Below are 24,553 nucleotides of genomic sequence, written 5' to 3'. Positions count from 1 at the left end.
CCCTCACGAGGAGCCGCCGTCTCCGGCCCCCTCCGTCCCGGGGCTCCCGGGCTCCGGCCGCCGGGCCCACAGTTTCCGCAGGCGAGTGGGGGCCCCGGGACCCGGCCGGCGATTCCGGCGTCCGTGGACGCGCGGATCGTCCGCGACGTCGTAACGCTTGACGTACGCCCCGAGGAACGCCTGCAGCGTGGCGATCGCCGGGATGGCGATCAGCGCGCCGACGGCACCGAGCAGGGCGGCGCCCGCGACGACCGAGCCGAAGGCGACCGCCGGGTGGATGTCCACGGTCTTGGACGTCAGCTTGGGCTGCAGTACGTAGTTCTCGAACTGCTGGTAGACCACAACGAAGATCAGTACCCACATCGCGTACCACGGGTTGACCGTGAAGGCGATCAGCATGGGCAGAGCGCCCGCGAGATAGGTGCCGATGGTAGGGATGAACTGCGACACCAGGCCCACCCACACGGCGAGCGCAGGGGCGTATGGCACCCCCAGGACCTCCAGCAGGATGTAGTGCGCGATGCCGGAGATCAGCGCCATGAGACCGCGCGAATACAGGTAGCCGCCGGTCTTGTCCACGGCGATCTCCCACGCGCGCAGTACCTCGGCCTGCCGGGCGGGCGGCAGGACGGAGCAGAGCGCGCGCCGCAGCCTGGGACCGTCGGCGGCGAAGTAGAAGGAGAACAGCAGGACCGTCAGCAGCTGGAAGAGGCCGCCGAGCACCTGGGCCGACACGTCCAGGACGCCCGTGGCGCTGTTCTGCACGTAGTTGCGCAGCCAGTCGGAGCGGAGCAGGCCTTCCTGGATGTCGACCCGTCTCAGCTCGGTGTGGAAGTGGCCGTTGACCCAGTTGATGACGGAGTCGAGGTACTCCGGGAAGTCCTCGACCATCTTGACGATCTGGCCCGCGAGCATGGAACCGAGCAGCGTGACGAACCCCGCGGTGGCGATCAGCACGGCGAGGAAGACGAGGAAGGTGGCCAGCCCGCGGCGCATGCCGCGCCCGGCCATCCAGCTCACCGCGGGTTCGATGGCGAGCGCCAGGAAGAACGCGATGAGGACGTTGATCAGCAGGCCGGTGAGTTCGTGGAAGGCCCAGCTGCCCAACTGGAAGACTGCGATGAGCGACAGGGCCAGCACCATGGCGCGCGGAAGCCAGCGCGGCATGCGTGCGCCCGGCCCGGCGGTGCCGCCGACCGGGGGGTCGGTGGGCGGCGTAGTACCGGCCGGGGATGCGTGCCGGGTCGCCTGCCCGGTCTCGTCAGTGGGTGCCACGGACCAAGTTTCGCCCACGACACCGGCGGCGGAGTCCCACCCGTGATCTTCGTGACGCATCAGCGCTGATCCTGCGGCCGTTCGTCACCGGTCAGCGCTGTTCCTGCGGCACGTTCATGACGGTGCAGACCACCCGCCACACGTCCTTGGCGTCCCAGCCGGCGTCCAGCGCCTCGTGCACCGTACGTCCGCCCAGCTCCGCCATCACGTGATCGCGCGCGAAGGTGTCGGCGTAGCCCGGACCGAAATGATCCGCCATCCGCTCCCAGAAGACCGTCAACCGCATGACTCCAGTATCCCGCCCCTGAGAGTGGGCCCTGCGCCGGGACCGGGTGCCGGGGCCGCCTTCCGCCCTACCGTCTGACCCATGGCCGAAACCGGAGCTTCCCCACTCCCCCCGACGCCCCCGACTCCTCCGGCACGCTCACCGCTCGCGCGGGCGGAGCATTTCGTCTGGCTCACCGCGCGCGTACTGGAGCAGCGCCTCTTCGCGTACCACTTCCGCGGCGGCGGCGCCGGTCCGGTGGAGACCGCGCTGGACGCCTACCGCAACGAGGACGGCGGATACGGTCACGCGCTCGAGCCCGGTCTGCGCGGTCCGGTCAGCCGGCCACTGCACACCGCGCACGCCCTGCGCGTCCTGGACGCCGTCGGGGGCTGTGGTGGACAGCGCGTGGAGCGGATGTGCCGCTACCTGACCTCGGTGTCCACTCCGGACGGTGCCCTGCCCGCGGCCCACCCCAGCCTGCGCGGGTATCCGGCCGCCCCCTTCGTACCGGTCGTCGACGATCCGCCCGGCGAGCTGCTCGTCACGGGCCCGGTGGTCGGCCTGCTGCACCGTAACGAGGTCTGGCACGCCTGGCTCTTCCGGGCCACGGACTTCTGCTGGCAGGCGGCCGAGTCGCTGAGAAGTTCGCACCCGTACGAGGTCGAGGCCGCCGTGGCCTTCCTGGACACCGCCCCCGACCGTCCGCGCGCGGAGGCGGCGTCCGACCGGCTGGGCCGACTGGTGCGCGAACAGGGCCTCGCGGTCCTCGACCCGGACGACCTCGACGCGTGTCCGGTCCCCCCGGGCCACGCCCGCAGTGCGCACCGCTTCCCGCACGACTACGCGAGGAACCCGCACTCACTCGCACGCGCGTGGTTCACGGACGGCGAGATGGCCCGCTCGCTCGACTTCCTCGCGGCGGAGCAGGGGGAGGACGGCGGCTGGCCCGTCCGCGACCGTCACTGGGTACCCGCCGCCACGCTGGAGGCCCGTCCCGGGGTGACGCTGGAGGCCCTGCGCACGCTCCGCGCGTACGGCCGCTCCTTCGACTGACTGACCCGGCCCGCCCGCCCATGCCCCGTATGCCTGCGGTGGCCGGCCAGGTGTGGCGCGGCATGCCGTAGGCGGGCCGGAAGCCGCGGAACAGCGCGAACGGGCTGCTCCCGAGCTCCCCGGCGAGCCGCTACTCAAGCCACGGCCCGGCATTCGCGCAGCTCAGGCCGATTGTCAGTGCCCGGGTGCACGATGGATCCATGGTCAGCTCCGCACACCGAGCCCTGGACGGCTTCTCCCCCGCGACCCGCGACTGGTTCACGGGGGCCTTCTCCGCGCCCACCGCCGCCCAGGCCGGCGCGTGGCAGGCCATCTCGGAGGGCTCGGACGTGCTGGTGGTCGCCCCGACCGGCTCCGGCAAGACGCTGGCCGCCTTCCTCGCCGCCCTGGACCAGTTGGCGTCGGCGCCCCCGCCCGCCGATCCCAAGAAGCGCTGCCGCGTCCTGTATGTCTCCCCGCTCAAGGCCCTGGCCGTCGACGTCGAGCGCAATCTCCGCAGCCCGCTGACCGGCATCCGCCAGGAGTCCGTACGCCTCGGTCTGCCCGAGCCCGAGGTCAAGGTCGGCATCCGTTCGGGTGACACTCCGGCCGCCGAGCGCCGTGCCCTGTCCACCCGCCCGCCGGACATCCTGATCACCACCCCGGAATCCCTGTTCCTGATGCTGACCTCGGCCACGCGCGAAGCGCTGACCGGCATCGAGACGGTGATCCTGGACGAGGTGCACGCGGTCGCGGGCACCAAGCGCGGCGCCCATCTCGCGCTCACCCTGGAGCGGCTGGACGAGCTGCTCCCGAAGCCGGCCCGCCGCATCGGCCTCTCGGCGACGGTCCGCCCGGTGGACGAGGTCGCCCGGTTCCTCGCGCCGCGCGGGAAGGTGCAGATCGTCCAGCCGGACTCGGGGAAGGAGTTCGACCTGTCCGTCGTCGTCCCGGTGGAGGACCTGGGCGAGCTGGGCGGCTCCCCGGTCGCGGACGGCAACGAGGGCGCCGAGCGGCCGTCGATCTGGCCGCACGTCGAGGAGCGGATCACCGACCTCGTCCAGTCGCACCGCTCCACGATCGTCTTCGCCAACTCCCGCCGCCTGGCCGAGCGCCTGTGCAACAGGCTCAACGAGATCGCGTACGAACGGGCGACCGGCGAGCCCCTGGACGAGCACCACTCCCCCGCCGAACTCATGGGCGGCTCGGGGGCCGCGCAGGGCGCCCCGCCCGTGATCGCCCGCGCCCACCACGGCTCGGTCTCCAAGGAGCAGCGCGCCCTCGTCGAGGAAGACCTCAAGGCGGGCCGCCTGCCCGCGGTGGTCGCCACCTCCAGCCTGGAACTGGGCATCGACATGGGCGCCGTCGATCTCGTGGTCCAGGTAGAGTCACCGCCCTCCGTCGCTTCCGGCCTCCAGCGCGTCGGCCGCGCGGGGCACCAGGTCGGCGCCGTGTCCACGGGCGTCGTCTTCCCCAAGTACCGCGGCGACCTGGTGCAGGCCGCCGTCGTCACGGAGCGGATGCGCAGCGGCGCCATCGAGGCGCTCAGAGTCCCGGCCAACCCGCTGGACGTGCTGGCGCAGCAGCTCGTGGCGATGACGGCGCTGGACACCTGGCAGGTCGACGACCTGCTCGCCACCGTCCGCCGTGCCGCCCCCTTCGCATCGCTGCCGGAGTCGGCTTTCACCGCCGTCCTGGACATGCTCGCGGGCCGCTACCCGTCCGACGCCTTCGCCGAGCTGCGCCCGCGCGTGGTGTGGGACCGGGTCGCGGGGACGGTCACCGGCCGCCCGGGCGCGCAGCGCCTCGCCGTCACCTCCGGCGGCACCATCCCCGACCGCGGGCTCTTCGGGGTCTTCCTCGCCGGGGCCGATCCGAAGAAGGGCGGCGGCCGGGTCGGCGAACTGGACGAGGAGATGGTCTACGAGTCCCGTATCGGGGACGTCTTCACGCTCGGCACCAGCTCCTGGCGGATCGAGGACATCACGCGCGACCGGGTCCTGGTCTCCCCCGCTCCGGGCGTGCCGGGCCGGCTGCCGTTCTGGAAGGGCGACCAGCTGGGCCGCCCCCTGGAGCTGGGCCGCGCACTGGGCGCGTTCCTGCGCGAGGTCGGTTCCCTCTCCGCGGAGGACGCCCGGCTGCGCCTGGTCACCGCGGGCCTGGACGCCTGGGCCGCGGACAACGTCCTGGGCTACCTCGACGAGCAACGCGAGGCCTGCGGCCACGTCCCCGACGACCGCACCATCGTCGTCGAGCGCTTCCGGGACGAGCTGGGCGACTGGCGGGTCGTGGTCCACTCCCCCTTCGGTGCCCAGGTGCACGCCCCCTGGGCCCTCGCGCTCGGCGCCCGGCTGTCGGAGCGGTACGGCATGGACGCCCAGGTCATGCACGCCGACGACGGCATCGTGCTGCGCCTGCCGGACGCCGACCTGATGAGCCTCGACCTGCCCGACCAGGAGCCGGCCAAGCCAGGCCTGGAGTACGACGCCGAACAGGCGCCCGTCGGCGCGGGCGACGTCGTCTTCGACAAGGGCGAGGTCGACCGGGTCGTCACCGACCAGGTGGGCGGCTCGGCCCTGTTCGCGTCCCGCTTCCGCGAGTGCGCGGCCCGCGCGCTGCTGCTGCCGCGCCGCAGCCCCGGCAAACGGACCCCGCTGTGGCAGCAGCGCCAGCGCGCCGCTCAACTGCTGGAGGTGGCGAGCGAGTACGGATCGTTCCCGATCGTCCTGGAGGCGGTCCGCGAGTGCCTCCAGGACGTCTTCGACGTGCCCGGCCTGGTCGAGCTGATGGGCGACCTGGAGGCCCGCAAGGTACGCCTGGTCGAGGTCACCACCCCGGAGCCGTCCCCGTTCGCCCGCTCCCTCCTCTTCGGATACGTCGCCCAGTTCCTCTACGAGGGGGACTCGCCGCTCGCCGAGCGCCGGGCCGCCGCCCTCTCCCTGGACTCACGGCTGCTGGCCGAGCTGCTGGGCCAGGCGGAGCTGCGCGAACTGCTCGACGCGGAGGTGCTCACCGAGCTGGAGCGCGAGCTCCAGTGGCTCACCGAGGACCGTCGCGTCAAGGACCCGGAGGGCGTCGCTGACCGGCTGCGGCTGCTCGGCCCGCTCACGGACGCCGAGCTCGCCGAGCGGGGAGCAGAGCCACAGTGGGCCCAGGAGCTGGCCGCCGCCCGCCGCGCGATCAGGGTGCGTATCGCCGGCAGCGACCACTGGGCGGCGATCGAGGACGCGGGCCGGCTGCGCGACGCGCTGGGCACGGCGCTGCCCGTGGGCGTGCCCGAGGCCTTCACCGAGCCGGTCAAGGACCCCCTCGGCGACCTCCTCGCGCGTCACGCCCGCACCCACGGCCCTTTCACGTCGGTCACCGCGGCGGCCCGCTTCGGCCTGGGCATCGCGGTCACCGAGGGCGCCTTGCAGCGGCTCGCCGCGGCGGGTCGGGTCGTGCAGGGCGAGTTCCATCCGGCCGGTATCGGCCAGGAGTGGTGCGACGCGACCGTACTGCGCCGGCTGCGTCGCCGTTCCCTGGCCGCGCTGCGGCACGAGCTGGAGCCGGTGCCGCCGCCCGCACTCGGGCAGTTCCTGCCCCAGTGGCAGCACATCGGCAAGGGGCACGCACTGCGCGGCACAGACGGACTGGTCCGCGCCGTCGAGCAGTTGCAGGGTGCCTCCGTGCCCGCCTCCGCCCTCGAAAAACTGGTTCTGCCCTCCCGGGTGGCCAACTACAACCCGGCGATGCTGGACGAGCTCACGGCCGCCGGCGAGGTGGTGTGGGCGGGGGCCGGGTCGCTCCCCGGGAAGGACGGCTGGGTCTCCCTCTACCTCGCGGACGCCGCCCCGCTGCTGCTGCCGCCCCCGCACCCCCTGGAGCCGACCGCCCTCCACCAGTCCGTGCTCGACATCCTCTCCGGCGGCTACGGCCTGTTCTTCCGGCAGATCACCGACCAGGTCCGCGCCACCACCCACCCGGACGTCACCGATCCCCAGCTGGCCGACGTCCTGTGGGACCTGGCCTGGTCGGGACGGCTGACGAACGACACCCTCGCGCCCCTGCGGTCCCTGCTGGGCTCCGGCCGCACCGCCGGCTCCACCGCCCACCGCGCCAAGCGCGCGGTGCCCCGCGGACGCTACGGCTCGCTGACGGCCGCCGCCCGCCCCGCGTCCCGCACCGGCCCGCCGACCGTCGCGGGCCGCTGGTCGCTACTCTCTGCGCGCGAGGGCGACACCACGGTGCGGGCCCACGCTCTGGCCCGCACGCTCCTCGACCGGCACGGCGTGGTGACCCGCGGCGCCGTCGCCGCCGAGGGCGTCGAAGGCGGCTTCTCGGCGGTGTACCGCATCCTGGCCGCCTTCGAGGAAAGCGGTCAGGCCCGGCGTGGCTACGTCGTCGAGGGGCTCGGCGCGGCGCAGTTCGCCATGGAGGGTGCCGTGGACCGGCTGCGCGCGGTCTCGAACGCCCGCGAGCGCCGCGAGGGCCCGCCCGGACGGCCGGACTTCACCGGCAACGGTCTCGAGGACCACACCGCAACCGACGGCTCGTACGGCTCAGTCGGCTCAGGTGATCCCGCCTCCGGTGACCTCCCCTTCGACGACTTCCCGCCCAGTGGTCACGGGGACACCGGTGCCCGGGACCAACCCGGCGACCTCTTCGCTGCTTCCCCGCCCCCTCCGCCCTCCCGGGACGACCACATCTCCCCCCGTGACTACGCCGAACCGGGCGCCGGCGGTCCGCGCGGGGGCGGTGCGCACGGGCGTGGCCATCGCGGCTCGTACGACGCCGGTTTCGCGGGCCGTCGTGGCCGTCCCTCCGCCGGTCCGGCGGCCGTCGTCCTGGCCGCCGCCGACCCGGCGAACGCGTACGGCGCGGCCCTCACGTGGCCCGAGCCCCCGTCCGGCGCCACGCACAAGCCGGGCCGCAAGGCGGGCTCCCTGGTGGTACTCGTGGAGGGGGAGCCCGCGCTCTACATGGAGCGCGGCGGCAAGACACTCCTGCTCTGGCCCTCGGTGTCGGACGGTCCGCCCGTCGACGACATCCGTCTGCGCGCGGCCACCGAGGCACTCGCCTCGGCCGCCCTCGCCGGTTCCCTCGGCACGGTCACGGTGGAGCGCGTCAACGGCACAGCGGCTCTGACCTCCCCCTTCGGTCCCCTGCTGGAGGAGGCGGGGTTCATCGCCACCCCGCGCGGCCTGCGCGTCAGAGCCTGAGCCTGTCACCCTTGACCCATGCCCGAAGGAGACACGGTCCGGCAGGCCGCGCGGCGGCTGCACGAAGCCCTCGCGGGCAAGGTCCTGACCCGTAGCGACTTCCGTGTGCCCCGGTACGCCACGGCCGACCTCACCGGCCGTAAGGTGCTGGACGTCACCCCGCGCGGCAAGCACCTGCTCACCCGCGTGGAGGGCGGCCTGACGGTGCACTCGCACCTGCGGATGGACGGTTCCTGGAAGGTGTTCGCGGCCGGTCAGCGCTGGAGCGGCGGCCCGGCGCACCAGATCCGGGCGATTCTCGGCACCACCGACCGCACGGCCGTCGGCTACCGCCTCCCGGTGCTGGAGCTCCTGCGCACCGCCGACGAAGAGCGCGCCGTCGGCCACCTCGGGCCCGACCTGCTGGGCCCGGACTGGGATCCCGAGCAGGCCCTGGCCAACCTGTGCGCGGAGCCCGCCCGCCCTCTCGGCGAGGCCCTGCTCGACCAGCGCAATCTCGCCGGTATCGGCAACGTCTACAAGTGCGAGCTCTGCTTCCTGCTCGGCGTCACTCCCTGGCTCCCCGTCGGCGACCTGCCCACCGCTCACGCCGTGAAGCTGGCCGCGTACGCGAAGAGGCTTCTGGAGGCCAACCGCGACCGCCCGGTCCGCCGGACGACAGGCCTGCGTGGCCAGGACCTGTTCGTGTACGGCCGCGCGCCCCGCCCCTGTCTGCGCTGCGGCACGCCGGTGCGCGTGGCGAACCAGGACGACGGCTCCCGCGAGCGACCCACGTACTGGTGTCCGACCTGCCAGGCCGGGCCCGCACCGTACCCGGGTGACTTCGCCGGTGCGCCGCCGCGACGCGGGACCGGGTGACTCGACCGGCAGGCTCGGCCCGCCCGTTCGACCACCAGGCTCAGCCCTCGAGTCCAGCCCCGCGCGTTCAACCGGCGAGTTCAGCCGGCGAGCAGGGCGTCCATCTGGCCGACCGCCTCGCGCAGTCCCTCCTCCATCCCCATCTCCGCGAGCTGGTCCATCTGCTCCCGGGTGTCGAAGACCGAGCGCATCTCCATGCGGGTGCCGCCGTCCCGCTCGGTGAGCGTCACCCGGGTCGCGGTCGTCGGCTTGCCCGCGCTCGGCACGCCGTCCGCGTCGGCGAATCCGTCGGTGAACTCCAGGGACGCGGGCGCAACGACCGAGGTGACCCGCCACCACCCGCGACGCGTGTCGCCGTCCGGGCCGGTCATGAAGTACGTGACGCCTCCGCCCGGAGTCAGGTCATACGCCTCCACCGTCGCCGGGTAGGCCGGCGGGCCCCACCAACGCTCCAGCTGCCTCGGGTCGGACCACAACCGCCACACCCGCTCGATGGGGGAGGGGAAGTCGGCGGTCAGGGTGAAGGCCAGGTTGTCGAGATCCTTGTCCAGGCTGGTGACACTCATCCGCTCTCTCCTTCCGTCGAGTCGTGCGCCTCGGGTTCCGCATCGGCAGCCCTGGATCACGACCCGCCCGGGCCGGACCGGCCGGAGTCGGAAGGGCCCGAGCCCGAGCCCGAACCCCCCGCCGGCCGGGGGCGACGCGGCACTGCCGGGACATCCGCGCCCACCGCCGTACGCAGGGCGCGGCGCCACTGGCCCGCTTCCACGGCCCCGGCGGCCAGGCGCCGCGGTACACAGTGCACCGGCAGCACGCTCAGTCCCCAGCCGCCGACCGCGACCGCCCCTTCGAGCACCCCGGCGCCGGGCGCCAGCGCCAGACGGAGCACGGCCCACCACCAGAGCACGCCGAGCCCCAGCGCGGCCGCCCGGCGAACCGTCCGTGCCCGCGCCATCCTCGCGTCATCCGTTTCCGGCCTGGAACATCCAGTGCTGCTTCTCGAGGTCGGCCGTGATCTGGATGAAGATGTCCTGGCTCACCGGATCAGGGTCCCCGGTCGCGGCGATCCTCTCCCGCATCCGCCCGATCACCGCGCCCAGGGCGTCCACGATCGTCTGCACCGCGGCCGTGTCGTCGACCCATCCTTCCGGGGTCACGCCGATGCCGCTGCCGACGGCCACCGTCGCGGCACGCCCGTCCGGGGAGACGCCGAGCGCCGAGGCGCGCTCCGCCACGGTGTCGGAGTGCGTGCGCGCGGTCCCGACGAGTTCGTCGAGCTGGAGGTGTACGGAGCGGAACCGAGGACCGACCACGTTCCAGTGGATCTGCTTCGCCACCAGGGCCAGGTCCACCAGGTCGACGAGGCCACCTTGCAACGCCTCGGAGACGGTCTTCAGGTTCGCGTCGGACAACGGGCTCTTCACGACGTACATCCACGCCTCCGTCGGTCGCCCCCCGGCCATGTCCCTCCACGATGACCGCACCACCGGGGACCGGCAAACCGGGCGAAGTCCCCGCCGAAGCCCCTCGCCCCTCCCCACGAGGACCGTCCCACCCACTCCGAGAACTCACCCACGCACGCAAAAACCCCGACCGCACCTCTCCGGTCTCCCGGAGAGACCCCGGCCGGGGCCTCACACGCACACGTTCTCAACGCTCAGGCGGCGACGACGTCCACTGCCTCGGCGGGCGCCTTGATGGTCACCCGTTCCGGTGGCACACCGGTCACCGAAACCGAACCCAGCATTGGACGCACCGGCGCGGGCACGGACTCGCTGGGCGTGGCCGCAGCGGACTGGGCCAGCTCGGCGAGGGCCAGTTCGTCACTCACTTCCCGCATGAGCTCGGACATCCGTACGTCCAGCGCGTCGCAGATGGCGGAGAGCAGCTCGGAAGACGCCTCCTTCTGCCCCCGCTCCACCTCGGAGAGATAGCCGAGTGAGACTCGGGCGGACGAGGAGACTTCGCGCAGCGTACGGCCCTGGCGTTGGCGCTGCCGACGCAGCACGTCACCCAGCAGGCGACGGAGCAGAATCATCGGTCGCTCCCTCCTCGGACCGTGTAACCGCATCCTTCACGCCCCACCGTACCGCCTCGCGCCGCGGCCGTGCGGGGAGCGATGTCGTGTTCACTCAGGGCTGCAAACATCAAAACCCCCCGTTCCGTTCCGTATCCTGTGCCCGCTCATTCCCGGTCTGTTCGCCCGCAAGCTCCCTCAAAAGGAGTGCGAGTACGCTCCGTACACTCTCCATACGAATTTCCGCGCGGTCGCCGTTCAACCGCAGGGCCTCCACTTTTCCGCCAGAGGCGGAAGCATCGTCTACTCCGACGGGCCCGGCGACGGCCACGAAGACCGTCCCGACGGGCTGTCCGTCCTGTGGATCCGGGCCGGCGACGCCCGTCGTCGCGATACCCCAGTCGGCACCCAGCGTCTTGCGCACGCCCGCCGCCATCTGGGCAGCGACCTGCGCATCCACCGCTCCACGCGCCGCGAGAACGGCGGCGTCGACGCCGAGCATCTCCCGCTTCAGCTCCGTCGCGTAGGCGGTGACGGACCCCCGGAAGGCCTTGGAGGCCCCGGGGACCGCCGTGATCGCGGATGCCACCATTCCACCGGTCAGTGACTCGGCGACCGCGAGGGTCTCGCCCTTGACCGTGAGTAGCCGCACCACGTCGGCGGCCGTGGAACTCAAACTTCCGTCTCCTTCAACGCCGCTCTGCGCTCGGCGATTCCCTGGCGGCGCAGCACAATGGCCTGTTTCACGTAGTCCAGCCCGGTCGCCACGGTCAGGACGACCGCCGCCGCCATCACCCAGAACCTCAGGGTGGCCAGCGGCCCCGTCAGCGCCAGGACGTACATGCCGACGGCGATGCCCTGCGTGAGGGTCTTTATCTTGCCGCCCCGGCTCGCGGGGATGACGCCGTACCGGATGACCACGAAACGCAGCACGGTGATCCCGAGTTCCCGGCCGAGGATGACGGCGGTCACCCACCACGGCAGGTCGCCCAGCACGGACAGACAGACGAGCGCCGCGCCCATGATCGCCTTGTCGGCGATGGGGTCGGCGATCTTCCCGAAGTCGGTGACGAGGTTGTACGTACGCGCCAGGTGGCCGTCGAAGAGGTCGGTGATCATGGCGACGGCGAAGGCCGCCCAGGCGAAGGAGCGCCAGGCCGGGTCGTACCCGCCGTTGCCGAGCAACAGGGCGACGAAAGCCGGCACGAGGAGCAGCCGGAGCATCGTCAGCAGATTGGCGACGTTCCAGACGCTCGCCTGGTTGACGGCGGCGGCCGCGATCTTGCCACCCCGCCCGCCGGCACTGCCCTCGGTCGCGCCGCGTTCCACGGCGCCCCCCGGGGTCGTACGCTCCGCCGGAGTCGCACGCGCCCCGGTGGCCGAGCGCTCCCCCGGTTCCTGCGCGGCGCCCGAGGCACCACGCGGGCCGGGCCTGCGCGCACTGGAGGAGCCGCCCGCCGCGGACGCCGGGACTCCGGTCATCTGCCGGTCTCCTCACTCCACTCGGGTGATCCCGGCAGCGGTTCGGCCACCAGGTCGACACCCTCCGTTCCGACCACCTTCGCATCGACCATACGACCGACACCGAGGCCTTCGCCGCTCGTGAGCAGCACCTGGCCGTCCGTCTCGGGCGCCTGGTGCTCCGCGCGGCCGCGCACCCCGTCCGCCTCGTCGACGGACTCGACGAGCACGCGCACTGTCGCGCCGACACGCTCCTCGGCCCGCTGCGAGACGAGTTCCTCGGCCAGACGGGACACCCGTGCCAGCCGCTCCGCGACGACGTCCTCGTCCACCTTGTCGCCGTAGGTCGCCGCCTCGGTGCCCTCCTCGTCGGAGTATCCGAAGACGCCGATGGCGTCGAGCCGTGCGTGGTTCAGGAACCGCTCCAGCTCGGCGAGGTCGGCCTCGGACTCGCCGGGGAAGCCCACGATGAAGTTGGAGCGCACGCCGGCCTCGGGGGCCTTGCTCCGGATCGTGTCAAGCAGCTCCAGGAAGCGGTCGGTGTCACCGAAGCGGCGCATCGCGCGCAGCACGTTCGGAGCGGAGTGCTGGAAGGACAGGTCGAAGTAGGGCATGACCTTGGGGGTGGACGTCAGCACCTCAATGAGGCCGGGACGCATCTCGGCCGGCTGGAGGTAGCTGACACGCACCCGCTCGATGCCGTCGACGTCCGCGAGGTTGGGCAGCAGCGACTCCAGCAGGCGGATGTCGCCGAGGTCCTTGCCGTAGGAGGTGTTGTTCTCGGAGACCAGCATGATCTCCTTGACGCCCTGCTCGGCCAGCCACCGGGTCTCGTTCAGCACGTCGCTCGGGCGGCGTGAGATGAAGGAGCCGCGGAAGGACGGGATGGCGCAGAACGAACAGCGCCGGTCGCAGCCGGAGGCCAGCTTCACCGAGGCGACCGGGGAGCCGTCCAAGCGGCGGCGCAGCGGCGCGCGGGGCCCCGAGGCCGGGGCGACGCCTTCGGGAAGGTCGGTGGGGCCGTGCCCGGGCAGGGCGACCGAGGCGCCGGCCTCTTGCCGCTCGGCGGGGCTGATCGGCAGCAGCTTGCGTCGGTCGCGCGGGGTGTGAGCGGCGTGGATGCCGCCGTTCAGGATGGTCTGCAGGCGGTCGGAGATGTCGGTGTAGTCGTCGAAGCCGAGTACACCGTCGGCCTCGGGAAGGGCCTCGGCGAGCTCCTTGCCGTACCGCTCGGCCATGCAGCCCACCGCCACCACGGCCTGCGTTCTGCCGTGGCCCTTGAGGTCGTTGGCCTCCAGGAGGGCGTCGACGGAGTCCTTCTTCGCGGCCTCGACGAAGCCGCACGTGTTCACGACGGCGACGTCCGCTTCCTCGGCGTCCTCGACGAGCTTCCAGCCGTCCGCCTCCAGACGGCCTGCGAGCTCCTCCGAGTCCACCTCGTTACGGGCGCAGCCAAGGGTGACGAGTGCGACGGTACGGCTTTCAGGCATGGGCTCAAGACTACTTCGTCCCGCCGACAGCCCACGTCGACGGGGTTGCCCGATCCTGGTCGACCCCGTCCGCGCCGGTGTTTTCCGTGCCCTATCCGACCTGCGGGTCGCCCTTCGTGTACGTCAGACGTTCCACGGAGCCCGGCTGGAAGTCGTCGTCGATCTTCTTGCCGTTGACGTACAACTGGATCGCGCCGGCGTCGCCGAGGACGAGGTTGACCTTCTCGTTGTCCTGGAAGGTCTTGGAGTCGCCCTGCTTGAGGAGGCCGTCGAAGAGCAGCCGGCCGTTGTGGTCCTTGGCGGAGATCCAGCTGCGGCCGTCGGTGGCGCTGACCTTGACCGTCACCTTGTCCCGCGGGGCCGCGGCGATCGCGCTGTCGGTCGGGTCCGGCTTGGGGTCGGCCGGCTTCTTCGGCTTCGCGCTCGACGAGGGGGACTCGCCGGCCGCCGGCTGGTCTCCCTCGGCGACGCTCGCCTCGGATCCGTCGTCTCCGCCCTTGACGAACGTGAAGCCGACGAAACCGATCACCGCCACGATCGCCGCGACCATGGCAGCGGTCCAGTTGGGTCCGCGCCGCTCGGGACGGATGCGTTCCGCTTCGAACAGGGGCGCGGCCGGGGTCGGCGCCGGGCGCCCTCCGTGCGCGGCGTCGAACCGCGCGAGCAGTTCGGCGGGGTCGAGTCCGACCGCCTTGGCCAGGGTCCTGATGTGACCGCGCGCGTACACGTCACCGCCGCAGGGCGCGAAGTCGTCCGCCTCGATGGCGTGCACGATGGCGATGCGGACGCGGGTGGCGTTGCTGATGTCGTCGACGGTCAACCCGGCGGCGACCCGCGCCTGCTGCAGAACACGGCCGACGGAGGGGCGGGCTTCCTCGGAAACGTCCTCAGAGACGCCTTGGGACACGTCTTCGATCGGACGCTCGTCTTCGGGGGAGTTGCCGTTGGACACGGGGGCGCCTTTCGAGCGTATGGCCGCCTGCGCTGGACGTTCAGTCTAGGGGGGGTACAAACCGGTGGGGCAACCGGACGGTCGTACTTTGTACGCCATCGGAATGGCCCCGCGTCCCGATGGTGTATTACCTGTTTGTCGTTTCCCTGAACTTGACGTACGCCATGGGAGAACGGTTGCCCGGTGATCCCTAACGGGTGAGTCACGATCGGCCACCGGGCCGCCGTGACTCTCACCGCCGGGGAACACGCGCGTGCCGTTCCCTACTCTTCAGACTCCCCCCGGATCAGCGCGAGCACGCCGTCCAGCTCGTCAGGCTTCACAAGAACGTCACGAGCCTTCGATCCCTCGCTCGGCCCGACGATGCTCCGCGACTCCATCAGGTCCATCAGACGCCCGGCCTTGGCGAAGCCGACGCGCAGCTTGCGCTGCAGCATGGAGGTCGACCCGAACTGCGTGGAGACGACCAGCTCGGCCGCCTGGCACAGCAGGTCGAGGTCGTCACCGATGTCCTCGTCGATCTCCTTCTTCTGCTTGGTACCGACGGTGACGTCCTCCCGGAAGACGGGCGCCATCTGGTCCTTGCAGTGCTGGACGACGACCGCGACCTCCTCCTCGGTCACGAACGCGCCCTGCATACGGGTCGGCTTGTTCGCGCCCATCGGCAGGAACAGGCCGTCACCCTTGCCGATCAGCTTCTCGGCGCCGGGCTGGTCGAGGATGACCCGCGAGTCGGCCAGGGAGGACGTGGCGAAGGCCAGCCGGGAGGGCACGTTGGCCTTGATCAGGCCGGTGACGACGTCCACGGAGGGCCGCTGGGTGGCGAGCACCAGATGGATGCCGGCCGCACGCGCGAGCTGCGTGATCCGCACAATGGCGTCCTCGACGTCCCGCGGCGCCACCATCATCAGGTCGGCCAGCTCGTCCACGATCACCAGCAGGTACGGGTACGGCTGGAGCTCGCGCTCACTGCCCTCGGGCGGTTTGGCCTTGCCTTCGCGCACCGCGCGGTTGAAGTCGTCGATGTGCCGGTAGCCGTAGGCGGCGAGGTCGTCGTAGCGGAGGTCCATCTCCCGTACGACCCACTGGAGCGCCTCCGCGGCCCGCTTCGGGTTGGTGATGATCGGTGTGATCAGGTGCGGGATGCCCTCGTACGCGGTCAGCTCGACGCGCTTGGGATCGACCAGGATCATCCGGACGTCCTCCGGGGTCGCCCGCATCATGACCGAGGTGATCAGGCAGTTGATACAGGACGACTTGCCCGAACCGGTGGCACCGGCGACCAGTATGTGCGGCATCTTCGCCAGCGAGTGCATGACGTAGCCGCCCTCGACGTCCTTGCCGAAGGCGACCAGCATCGGGTCGGCGTCCTCGGCGGACTCCGCGAGGCGCAGCACGTCGCCGAGGTTGACCATCTCCCGGTCGGTGTTGGGGATCTCGATGCCGACCGCGGACTTGCCGGGGATCGGGCTGATGATCCGCACGTCGGGGCTGGCGACGGCGTACGCGATGTTCTTGGCCAGCGCGGTGATCCGCTCTACCTTCACGGCGGGCCCGAGCTCGACCTCGTAGCGCGTGACCGTCGGCCCGCGGGTGAAGCCGGTGACAGCGGCGTCAACCTTGAACTCGGTGAAGACGGTGGTCAGCGAGGCGACTATGGCGTCGTTCGCGGCGCTGCGCGCCTTGCCGGGACCGCCCCGGGTGAGGAGGTCGAGGGCCGGCAGGGCGTAGGTGATGTCGCCGGAGAGCTGCAACTGCTCGGCGCGCGGCGGCAGGTCCCGTTCCTTGGGGAGCGGGGTCTTGGTCAGGTCGGCGACCACCGAGCCCTGCTCGGCGTCGTCCTTGCGCGCCTTGTCCTGCCTGAGCTTTCCCGGCTGCGGGCGCGCGGCCGGCACGGGTGTCGGGGTCGGCGTCGACTCACGGTCCCCCGTGCTCACGCCCTGGGTGAGGTCGGCGACCAGCGGCGAGGGCGGCATCCCGTGCAGCACGGCACCGTCGAGCGCGGCGGCGGCCGCGGCCGCGACGTCCACGGCGTCCATCGGCCGGTTCATCTCGGGCTGCGGTACGGCGGATCGCCGGGGCCTGCCGCGACGCCGCGTGAGCACCTCCTCCTCGGCCGCGTCGGGGTCGTACGGCTGCGCCGCCGGGCCCCCGCGTCCGCGGGGCTTCGCGGGCAGTGCCTCGCGCCACTGCTCCTCGTAGCGCTCGTCGTCCTCACCGAACGCGTCGGTCTCCGTGTCCGGGGCCCGGACGAGGCCGAGCCGTTCACCGAGCAGCCGCAGCCGCTGCGGGACGGCGTTGACCGGGGTGGCCGTGACGACCAGCAGCCCGAAGACCGTGAGCAGCACGAGCAGCGGCACGGCCAGGACATCGGTCATCGTGTAGGACAGCGGGGTCGCCGCGCCCCAGCCGATGAGGCCGCCGGCGTCTCTTATGGCCTGCATGCCGTCACCGCGGGCCGGTGAGCCGCAGGCGATGTGTACCTGGCCGAGGACACCGATGACGAGGGCGGACAGCCCGATCACGATCCGGCCGTTGGCCTCGGGTTTCTCGGGGTGGCGGATCAGGCGCACGGCGATGGCGCCGAGCAGGATCGGCACGAGCAGGTCCAGCCGGCCGAAGGCGCCGGTCACGAGGATCTCGACGAGGTCGCCGACGGGGCCCCTGAGGTCGGCCCAGGTGCCCGCGGCGACGATCAGCGCGAGGCCGAGCAGCAACAGCGCGACGCCGTCCTTGCGGTGCGCCGGGTCGAGGCCCTTCGCGCCCTGCCCCATGCCGCGGAAGACGGCGCCGACGGCGTGCGCGATGCCCAGCCAGAGGGCGCGTGCGAGCCGGTACACGCCGCCGGTCGGGCTGGGCGCCGGTTTTGGCGCGGGCTTCCTCGCCGCGGCCTTCTTGGCGGGTGCCTTCTTAGCGGGTGCCTTCTTCGCAACGGCCTTCTTCGCCGGAGCCTTCGCCGGAGCGGCCGCCTTCTTCGCGGGCTGCTTCTTGGCTGCGGAGGGACGTGAGGCCATAGGTGTGAGGTTACCGGGGGAGGCGGCGGTCGACACGTGTGCCCACCGCTTCACCCGTTCGTGTCGCCCGTAGGAAAGTCCGGAACTGACGCCTCCGACGCAGCCGCTGACAGGCCCTCATGCGCCGGCCCCACCGATTTCCCCGTCCTGGCCACCGGGAGCCCTCGGCCGACCGCGGCCCGACCCGCCGACGGCGCTCAGTTGACCGCGGCCTGGCCTCCGGACGAGCCCGGCTCCAGGGCGTCCAGCGCCCTCCTCAGGCCGGTGAGCTTGCGCTCCAGATGTGCCGCCGTAGCCACCGCCGCCGCGTCCGTCGACTCGTCACCCAGCTGCTTGGAGAGCGCCTCGGCCTGCTCCTCGACGGCCGCCAGCCGCGCCGACAGCTCGGCGAGCAGCCCCGCGGGTTCCTTGGCCTCACCGCCGGCGGCCTTGCCGCCACCCTCCAACTGGAGCCTCAGCAGGGCCGCCTGCTCGCGCAGCTGGCAGTTCTTCATGTACAGCTCGACGAAGACGGAGACCTTCGCACGCAGCACCCACGGGTCGAACGGCTTGGAGATGTAGTCCACCGCGCCCGCCGCGTACCCGCGGAAGGTGTGGTGCGGGCCGTGGTTGATCGCGGTGAGGAAGATGATCGGGATGTCCCGGGTCCGCTCCCGTCGCTTGATGTGCGCGGCCGTTTCGAAACCGTCCATGCCCGGCATCTGGACGTCCAGCAGAATGACCGCGAAGTCGTCCGTGAGCAGTGCTTTGAGCGCTTCCTCCCCGGACGATGCCCGCACCAGCGTCTGATCGAGCGCCGAGAGGATCGCCTCCAGCGCCAGCAGATTCTCCGGCCGGTCATCGACCAGGAGGATCTTGGCCTTCTGCACCATGGCCCGCCCTCCTCGCCCCGGCGTGGGGCCTCCCCTGTCCGCAGGACTTGGGGCAGCACCGGCGAGCGCCGCCCCAGGGGACGACTCCCTTGCGCCGCCCGTCCTTGTGCCGGTCATCGTAGCCGCACCCCGCCTGTCGCCACACCCTGTCACCGCGATGTCACTGTGCACGTAGCAGAAACGCATCGAGGGACCAGAAGGTTCCCCGAATCCCGTACTTCTACACGACTTCGGGCACACTGAGTCAGCAACTCCGCGTGAACACCGAAGGTTCCCGCCACTTACGCGCAATCCCACACTCGCACACTGCCCGAACGTGCCGCGCGGACGGTGCCCGTCCGCACCGGGAACACCGGACCGCGCGTACCGGGAACACCGCGCCGCGCGTACCACGCGCACCATGACCGGACGTACCGCGGGCACGGCGTCCGAACGCGTCGTCCGGTCCCGTCCGAACCTGCTCCTCACTCCTCCCGCATCCACTGCCTCATCACCGTCAGCAGGTGATCGGGGTCGACCGGCTTCGTCACGTAGTCGGAGGCACCCGACTCGATCGCCTTCTCCCGGTCGCCCTTCATCGCCTTCGCGGTCAGCGCGATGATCGGCAGACCGGCGAACTGAGGCATCCGACGGATCGCCGTGGTCGTCGCGTACCCATCCATCTCGGGCATCATGATGTCCATCAGGACGACCGCCACGTCCTCGTGCTGCTCCAGGACCTCGATGCCCTCGCGCCCGTTCTCGGCGTACAGCACGGAGAGGCCGTGCTGCTCCAGGACACTGGTGAGCGCGAAGACGTTGCGGATGTCGTCGTCGACGATCAGCACCTTCTGGCCGCCGAACCGGATCCCGCGGTGCGACTGCGGCGCCGCCTCCTCCTGCCCGGCGGCCGGCTGCTGCTCCCGTGCCGCGGCCCGCTCCTCGGCCTCCACCGCCCTGCGGCGGCGCCGGAAGAGCGCCGCCGCGACGTTCTGCGAGTCCTGGTACGACCTCACCTCGGCGGGCACCCCGACCTGCGCCCCCGGCAGCTCGACCGCGACGCCCGAGGACGCCAGCAGGTCGCCCGCCTCCAGGGACGGCATGGCCTGCTGGTAGCCGTGCGGGGGCAGCTCGCTCAGGTGCATCGGCAGGTAGAGCGTGAACGTCGACCCGCGGCCCGGCTCACTCTGCGCGTGGATCTCGCCGCCCAGCAGCTGCGCGATCTCCCGCGAGATGGACAGCCCCAGCCCCGTACCGCCGTACTTGCGGCTGGTGGTGCCGTCCGCCTGCTTGAACGCCTCGAAGATCACCCGCATCTTGCTCGCCGCGATCCCGATCCCGGTGTCGCTCACGGAGAACGCGATCAGCGGCGCGTCGGGATCGGTCGTCGAACCGGCCTCCAGCAGCTGCTCCCGGATGGCCTGCGGGACCTCGTCCCGGGCCGGCCGGATGACCAGCTCGACCGCTCCGGAGTCGGTGAATTTCACCGCGTTGGACAGCAGGTTGCGCAGCACCTGGAGAAGGCGCTGCTCATCGGTGTGCAGCGTGGCGGGCAACTCCGGCGACACCCGCACCGACAGGTCCAGGCCCTTCTCCGCGGTCAGCGGCCGGAACGTGGCCTCCACGTAGTCGACGAGCTGGACGAGCGCGATACGCGTCGGGGAGACGTCCATCTTGCCCGCCTCGACCTTCGACAGGTCGAGGATGTCGTTGATGAGCTGGAGCAGGTCGGAGCCGGCGCCGTGGATCGTCTCGGCGAACTCGACCTGCTTCGGGGACAGGTTGGCGTCGGCGTTGTCGGCGAGCAGCTTGGCCAGGATCAGCAGCGAGTTGAGCGGCGTACGCAGCTCGTGCGACATGTTGGCCAGGAACTCGCTCTTGTAGCGCATGGAGACCGCGAGTTGCTCGGCGCGCTCCTCCAGGACCTGCCGCGCCTCCTCGATCTCGGTGTTCTTCACCTCGATGTCGCGGTTCTGCTGCGCCAGCAGCTCGGCCTTCTCCTCCAGCTCGGCGTTGGACGACTGGAGCGCCTTCTGCCGCTGCTCCAACTCCTCCGACCGGTCCCTCAGTTGCTCGGTCAGCTCCTGCGACTGCTTCAGCAGTACCTCCGTCTTGGTGTTGACGGAGATGGTGTTGACGCTCGTCGCGATCATCTCGGCGATCTGGTTGAGGAAGTCCTTCTGGATCTGCGTGAACGGGGTGAAGGACGCCAGTTCGATGACGCCGAGCACCTGTCCCTCGAACAGCACCGGCAGGACGATCACCTGGGCGGGCGGGGCCTCCCCGAGCCCCGAGGAGATCTTCAGGTAGCCGCTCGGCGCGTTCTCCACAAGGATCGTGCGCTTCTCCTCGGCGGCCGTCCCGACCAGTGCCTCCCCCGGCCGGAACGAGGTGGGCATGGACCCCATCGAGTAGCCGTACGACCCGAGCATGCGCAGCTCGTACTGGTCGCTCTGGGTGCCCGCCTGCTCCTGGCCGTCGACGTGGGGCATGGCGAGGAAGAACGCCCCGTGCTGCGCGGAGACCACCGGGGTGAGCTCGCTCATGATCAGCGAGGCCACGTCCTGAAGGTCCCGGCGGCCCTGCATCAGCGCGGAGATCCGCGCCAGATTGCCCTTGAGCCAGTCCTGCTCCTTGTTGGCGATCGTGGTGTCGCGCAGGTTGGCGATCATCTTGTTGATGTAGTCCTGGAGCTCGGAGATCTCCCCGGAGGCGTCCACGTCGATCTTCAGGTTCAGGTCGCCGCGCGTCACCGCGGTCGCCACGCGCGCGATGGCGCGCACCTGCCGGGTGAGATTCCCGGCCATCTCGTTCACGGACTCGGTCAGGTCCCGCCAGGTGCCGTCGACGTCACGCACGCGTGCCTGACCGCCGAGCTGGCCCTCCGTGCCCACCTCGCGCGCCACGCGGGTGACCTCCTCGGCGAAGGAGGACAGCTGGTCGACCATCGTGTTGATGGTCGTCTTCAGCTCGAGGATCTCCCCGCGCGCGTCGATGTCGATCTTCTTGGTCAGGTCGCCCTTGGCGATGGCCGTGGTGACCATGGCGATGTTGCGGACCTGGCCGGTCAGGTTGGACGCCATCTGGTTCACCGACTCGGTGAGGTCCTTCCAGGTGCCCGCCACCCCCGGTACCTGTGCCTGGCCCCCCAGGATGCCGTCGGTGCCCACCTCCCGGGCCACCTTGGTCACCTGGTCGGCGAAGGACCGCAGCGTCCGCACCATGGTGTTGAAGGTGTCGGCGAGCTGCGCGACCTCGCCGCGCGCCTCGATCGTCACCGTCCGCGTCAGGTCGCCGTTGGCGACGGCCGCGGCCACCTGGGAGATGTTCCGCACCTGGACCGTGAGGTTCTTGGCCATCAGGTTGACGTTGTCGTTGAGGTCCTTCCAGATGCCCACGACGCCGGGCACGCTCGCCTGACCACCGAGGATGCCCTCGGTACCCACCTCACGCGCCACCCGGGTGACCTGCTCGGCGAAGGACGACAGCTGGTCCACCATCGTGTTGACGGTCGTGACCAGCTCGAGGATCTCGCCCTTGGCGTCGACGGTGATCTTCTTCGACAGGTCGCCCTTGGCCACGGCGGTCGTGACCTCGGCGATGTTGCGGACCTGCATGGTCAGGTTGTTGGCCATGCCGTTCACGGACTGCGTGAGGTCCTTCCAGGTGCCGGAGACGCCCTGCACCTCCGCCTGGCCGCCGAGGATGCCCTCGGTACCCACCTCACGGGCCACCCGGGTGACCTCCTGCGCGAACGACGACAGCTGGTCCACCATCGTGTTCAGGGTGTTCTTCAGCTCCAGGATCTCCCCGCGCGCGTCCACGGTGATCTTCTGGGACAGGTCACCGCGCGCCACCGCCGTCGCGACCTGCGCGATGTTGCGCACCTGACCGGTCAGGTTCCCGGCCATGCCGTTCACCGAGTCGGTCAGTTCGCGCCACACGCCGGCGACCCCGGGCACCTGGGCCTGGCCGCCGAGGCGGCCCTCCGTACCCACCTCGCGGGCCACCCGGGTGACCTGCTCGGCGAAGGACGACAACTGGTCGACCATCGTGTTGATGGTGTTCTTCAGCTCCAGGATCTCGCCACGCGCGTCGACGTCGATCTTCTGGGACAGGTCGCCCCGCGCCACGGCCGTCGTCACCTGGGCGATGTTCCGCACCTGGGAGGTCAGATTCCCCGCCATCGAGTTGACGGAGTCCGTCAACTCCTTCCAGGTCCCCGACACGCCGTCGACGCGGGCCTGGCCGCCGAGTCGGCCCTCCGTACCCACGTCCCGGGCCATCCGCGTGACCTGGTCCGCGAAGCTGGAGAGCTGGTCGACCATCGTGTTCACGGTGTTCTTCAGCTGGAGCATCTCGCCGGAGACGTCCACGGTGACCTTCTGCGACAGGTCGCCGTTGGCCACCGCCGTCGTCACCTGGGCGATGTTGCGCACCTGACCGGTGAGGTTGCGGAACGCGGTGTTGACGGAATCCGTCAGGTCCTTCCACGTCCCCGCCGCACCCGGCACCTGCGCCTGACCGCCCAGCTCACCCTCGACACCGACCTCGCGGGCCACGCGGGTGACCTCGGCGCCGAAGGAGGACAGCTGGTCCACCATCGTGTTGACGGTGTTCTTCAGCTCCAGCATCTCGCCGGCCACGTCCACCGTGACCTTCTGCGACAGGTCACCGTTGGCCACCGCCGTCGTCACCGCGGCGATGTCGCGCACCTGAGTGGTCAGGTTCCGGAAGACGGTGTTGACGGAATCCGTCAGGTCCTTCCAGATCCCCGCCGCACCCGGCACGTTCGCCTGGCCGCCGAGCTGTCCCTCGCCGCCGGTCTCGTTCGCCACGCGCGTGACCTCGTCCGCGAAGATCCGCAGCGTCTCGGTCATCTGGTTGATCGTCTCGGCGAGCTGCGCGACCTCGCCGCGGGCCGGCACCGTCACCTTCTTCGACAGGTCGCCGTTGGCGACCGCGGTCGTCACGTGGGAGATCTCGCGCACCTGGGCCGTCAGGTTCCCGGCCATGGTGTTGACGGAGTCCGTGAGCTCCTTCCACACCCCGGCGACGCCCGGCACCTGCGCCTGCCCGCCCAGGGCGCCCTCGGTGCCGACCTCACGAGCGACGCGCGTCACCTCGGACGAGAACGCGGACAGCTGGTCCACCATCGTGTTGACGGTGTTCTTCAGCTCCAGCATCTCGCCGGCCACGTGAACCGTGACCTTCCGGGACAGATCACCCTTGGCCACCGCCGTCGTCACCAGCGCGATGTCCCGCACCTGCGCGGTGAGCCGGTACGCCATCGTATTGACGGAGTCCGTGAGATCCTTCCACGAACCGGACATACCGCGCACCCGGGCCTGTCCGCCCAGCTTGCCCTCGGTCCCGACCTCGCTGGCCACCCGCGTGACCTCGTCCGTGAACGTCGACAACTGGTCGACCAGGTTGTTCACGGTCCGCCCGACCTTCAGGAACTCACCGCGCAGCGGTTGCCCGGCGCCCTCCGCCGTCTGCGTCCGCAGCTCCATACGGGGCGACAGGTCACCGTCCGCCACCGCCGACAGCACCCGGCTGACTTCGGAGACCGGCCGTACGAGGTCGTCCACGAGCGCGTTCGAGTTGTCGATCGCGGCCGCCCACGAGCCCTCGCAGGCGCCTGTCTCCAGCCGCTCCGTGAGCTTTCCCTCACGCCCGACCATGCGCCGCACCCGGGCCAGCTCACCCGTGAGATGGAGATTGCGGTCGGCCACCTCGTTGAAGACCGCCGCGATCTCCGACATCACACCGTCGCCGGACACCGTCAGCCGTTTGCGGAAGTTCCCCTCCCGCATGGACACGAGTGCCACGAGCAGCCGATTCAGCGCGGCCGTGTCCACCGTCGTACTGCCACCCCGCGTTTTGCCCTGGTTACTCAGGGACTGTCCGCCTTTCGCGCGCGTCTTCGTGGCCCGCGTCGCTGCGCCAGACTCCACTGTGTCCCTCCCGCAGGGGTCGACCGTTACCGCTGTGCCCGGACACCACCGCTCGGCGGGCCGGTTACTGCCGCGTACTTCCGTGCTTCCGCACGGTCCGGACCGGCTCGCCGGACCGCTTCCAGGGCTGCTGCCCACCGCACTCGGTGCGCATTCAACCTGCCCTGACCTTCA

Annotated in this window: 16 protein-coding genes; 3 read left to right on the top strand and 13 right to left on the bottom strand. The window is 71.1% G+C overall.

Annotation, left to right across the window (positions count from 1 at the left end; genetic code table 11):
* Positions 1–3: 3 nt before the first annotated feature.
* Positions 4–1,275: an AI-2E family transporter gene (locus tag ABEA26_RS02925; RefSeq protein WP_345588876.1), complete on the bottom strand. Its 1,272-nt coding sequence runs from the start codon at positions 1,273–1,275 to the stop codon at positions 4–6.
* A gap of 91 nt (positions 1,276–1,366) precedes the next feature.
* A complete protein-coding gene (locus tag ABEA26_RS02920) occupies positions 1,367–1,561 on the bottom strand; it encodes a DUF3046 domain-containing protein (RefSeq protein WP_345588874.1) in 195 nt (64 codons plus the stop codon).
* Between the two features lie 81 nt (positions 1,562–1,642).
* Here ABEA26_RS02920 and ABEA26_RS02915 point away from each other — a divergent pair, with 81 nt between their 5' ends.
* From ABEA26_RS02915 to ABEA26_RS02900, 3 genes are all read left to right on the top strand, one after another.
* Positions 1,643–2,596 carry a hypothetical protein gene (locus ABEA26_RS02915; RefSeq protein ID WP_345588872.1) on the top strand — a complete coding sequence of 318 codons (954 nt, stop codon included), beginning with the start codon at positions 1,643–1,645 and terminating at the stop codon, positions 2,594–2,596.
* Positions 2,597–2,796: 200 nt separating this feature from the next.
* On the top strand, positions 2,797–7,776 hold the full coding sequence (locus tag ABEA26_RS02905) for an ATP-dependent helicase (protein ID WP_345588870.1): 4,980 nt from the start codon (positions 2,797–2,799) through the stop codon (positions 7,774–7,776).
* 18 nt (positions 7,777–7,794) lie between these two features.
* A complete protein-coding gene (locus ABEA26_RS02900; protein ID WP_345588868.1) occupies positions 7,795–8,634 on the top strand; it encodes an Fpg/Nei family DNA glycosylase in 840 nt (279 codons plus the stop codon).
* An 80-nt stretch (positions 8,635–8,714) separates the two neighbouring features.
* On the opposite strand, the gene ABEA26_RS02895 is transcribed toward ABEA26_RS02900, so the two are convergent.
* From ABEA26_RS02895 to ABEA26_RS02845, 11 genes are all read right to left on the bottom strand, one after another.
* Positions 8,715–9,200: an SRPBCC family protein gene (locus ABEA26_RS02895; RefSeq protein WP_345588867.1), complete on the bottom strand. Its 486-nt coding sequence runs from the start codon at positions 9,198–9,200 to the stop codon at positions 8,715–8,717.
* A gap of 56 nt (positions 9,201–9,256) precedes the next feature.
* Positions 9,257–9,589, bottom strand: coding sequence for a hypothetical protein (locus ABEA26_RS02890; RefSeq protein ID WP_345588866.1), 333 nt, complete (start codon positions 9,587–9,589; stop codon positions 9,257–9,259).
* Between the two features lie 7 nt (positions 9,590–9,596).
* Positions 9,597–10,067 carry a Dps family protein gene (locus ABEA26_RS02885; RefSeq protein WP_345588865.1) on the bottom strand — a complete coding sequence of 157 codons (471 nt, stop codon included), beginning with the start codon at positions 10,065–10,067 and terminating at the stop codon, positions 9,597–9,599.
* Between the two features lie 224 nt (positions 10,068–10,291).
* Positions 10,292–10,672 (bottom strand): helix-turn-helix domain-containing protein, encoded by a 381-nt coding sequence (locus ABEA26_RS02880; RefSeq protein WP_345588864.1) that lies wholly within the window; start codon positions 10,670–10,672, stop codon positions 10,292–10,294.
* A gap of 109 nt (positions 10,673–10,781) precedes the next feature.
* Positions 10,782–11,327, bottom strand: a complete 546-nt coding sequence (locus tag ABEA26_RS02875; RefSeq protein ID WP_345588863.1) for a CinA family protein — start codon at positions 11,325–11,327, stop codon at positions 10,782–10,784.
* Positions 11,324–12,133 carry a CDP-diacylglycerol--glycerol-3-phosphate 3-phosphatidyltransferase gene (gene pgsA / locus ABEA26_RS02870; RefSeq protein ID WP_345588861.1) on the bottom strand — a complete coding sequence of 270 codons (810 nt, stop codon included), beginning with the start codon at positions 12,131–12,133 and terminating at the stop codon, positions 11,324–11,326. Before pgsA ends, ABEA26_RS02875 begins: the two co-directional genes overlap by 4 nt.
* Entirely contained in the window at positions 12,130–13,602 is a 1,473-nt protein-coding gene (gene rimO / locus ABEA26_RS02865; RefSeq protein WP_345588859.1) for a 30S ribosomal protein S12 methylthiotransferase RimO, read from the bottom strand. The genes pgsA and rimO overlap by 4 nt, the downstream gene beginning before the upstream one ends.
* Before the next feature lie 91 nt (positions 13,603–13,693).
* Complete coding sequence (locus tag ABEA26_RS02860; protein WP_345588857.1) at positions 13,694–14,554, bottom strand: helix-turn-helix domain-containing protein; 861 nt, start codon at positions 14,552–14,554, stop codon at positions 13,694–13,696.
* Positions 14,555–14,817: 263 nt separating this feature from the next.
* A complete protein-coding gene (locus ABEA26_RS02855) occupies positions 14,818–17,568 on the bottom strand; it encodes a DNA translocase FtsK (protein ID WP_345588855.1) in 2,751 nt (916 codons plus the stop codon).
* A gap of 197 nt (positions 17,569–17,765) precedes the next feature.
* Positions 17,766–18,440, bottom strand: coding sequence for a response regulator (locus tag ABEA26_RS02850; protein ID WP_345588853.1), 675 nt, complete (start codon positions 18,438–18,440; stop codon positions 17,766–17,768).
* A gap of 464 nt (positions 18,441–18,904) precedes the next feature.
* Positions 18,905–24,379 (bottom strand): HAMP domain-containing protein, encoded by a 5,475-nt coding sequence (locus ABEA26_RS02845; RefSeq protein ID WP_345588851.1) that lies wholly within the window; start codon positions 24,377–24,379, stop codon positions 18,905–18,907.
* Between the last annotated feature and the right edge of the window lie 174 nt (positions 24,380–24,553).

The sequence above is a fragment of the Streptomyces marokkonensis genome, from assembly GCF_039539045.1.
GTDB classification, from domain to species: Bacteria; Actinomycetota; Actinomycetes; order Streptomycetales; family Streptomycetaceae; genus Streptomyces; species Streptomyces marokkonensis.
The sequence above is the reverse complement of the archived record's forward strand: the minus strand, read 5'-3'. Positions and strand labels throughout refer to the sequence as shown.

What these genes read in the sequence shown, in the direction of transcription:
- ABEA26_RS02895 (WP_345588867.1), bottom strand. Translation starts at nt 9,200, where the DNA reads ATGAGTGTCACCAGCCTGGACAAGGATCTCGACAACCTGGCCTTCACC.
- ABEA26_RS02890 (WP_345588866.1), bottom strand. Translation starts at nt 9,589, where the DNA reads ATGGCGCGGGCACGGACGGTTCGCCGGGCGGCCGCGCTGGGGCTCGGC.
- ABEA26_RS02905 (WP_345588870.1), top strand. Translation starts at nt 2,797, where the DNA reads ATGGTCAGCTCCGCACACCGAGCCCTGGACGGCTTCTCCCCCGCGACC.
- ABEA26_RS02900 (WP_345588868.1), top strand. Translation starts at nt 7,795, where the DNA reads ATGCCCGAAGGAGACACGGTCCGGCAGGCCGCGCGGCGGCTGCACGAA.
- ABEA26_RS02855 (WP_345588855.1), bottom strand. Translation starts at nt 17,568, where the DNA reads ATGGCCTCACGTCCCTCCGCAGCCAAGAAGCAGCCCGCGAAGAAGGCG.
- ABEA26_RS02880 (WP_345588864.1), bottom strand. Translation starts at nt 10,672, where the DNA reads ATGATTCTGCTCCGTCGCCTGCTGGGTGACGTGCTGCGTCGGCAGCGC.
- ABEA26_RS02915 (WP_345588872.1), top strand. Translation starts at nt 1,643, where the DNA reads ATGGCCGAAACCGGAGCTTCCCCACTCCCCCCGACGCCCCCGACTCCT.
- pgsA (WP_345588861.1), bottom strand. Translation starts at nt 12,133, where the DNA reads ATGACCGGAGTCCCGGCGTCCGCGGCGGGCGGCTCCTCCAGTGCGCGC.
- rimO (WP_345588859.1), bottom strand. Translation starts at nt 13,602, where the DNA reads ATGCCTGAAAGCCGTACCGTCGCACTCGTCACCCTTGGCTGCGCCCGT.
- ABEA26_RS02885 (WP_345588865.1), bottom strand. Translation starts at nt 10,067, where the DNA reads ATGTACGTCGTGAAGAGCCCGTTGTCCGACGCGAACCTGAAGACCGTC.
- ABEA26_RS02850 (WP_345588853.1), bottom strand. Translation starts at nt 18,440, where the DNA reads ATGGTGCAGAAGGCCAAGATCCTCCTGGTCGATGACCGGCCGGAGAAT.
- ABEA26_RS02920 (WP_345588874.1), bottom strand. Translation starts at nt 1,561, where the DNA reads ATGCGGTTGACGGTCTTCTGGGAGCGGATGGCGGATCATTTCGGTCCG.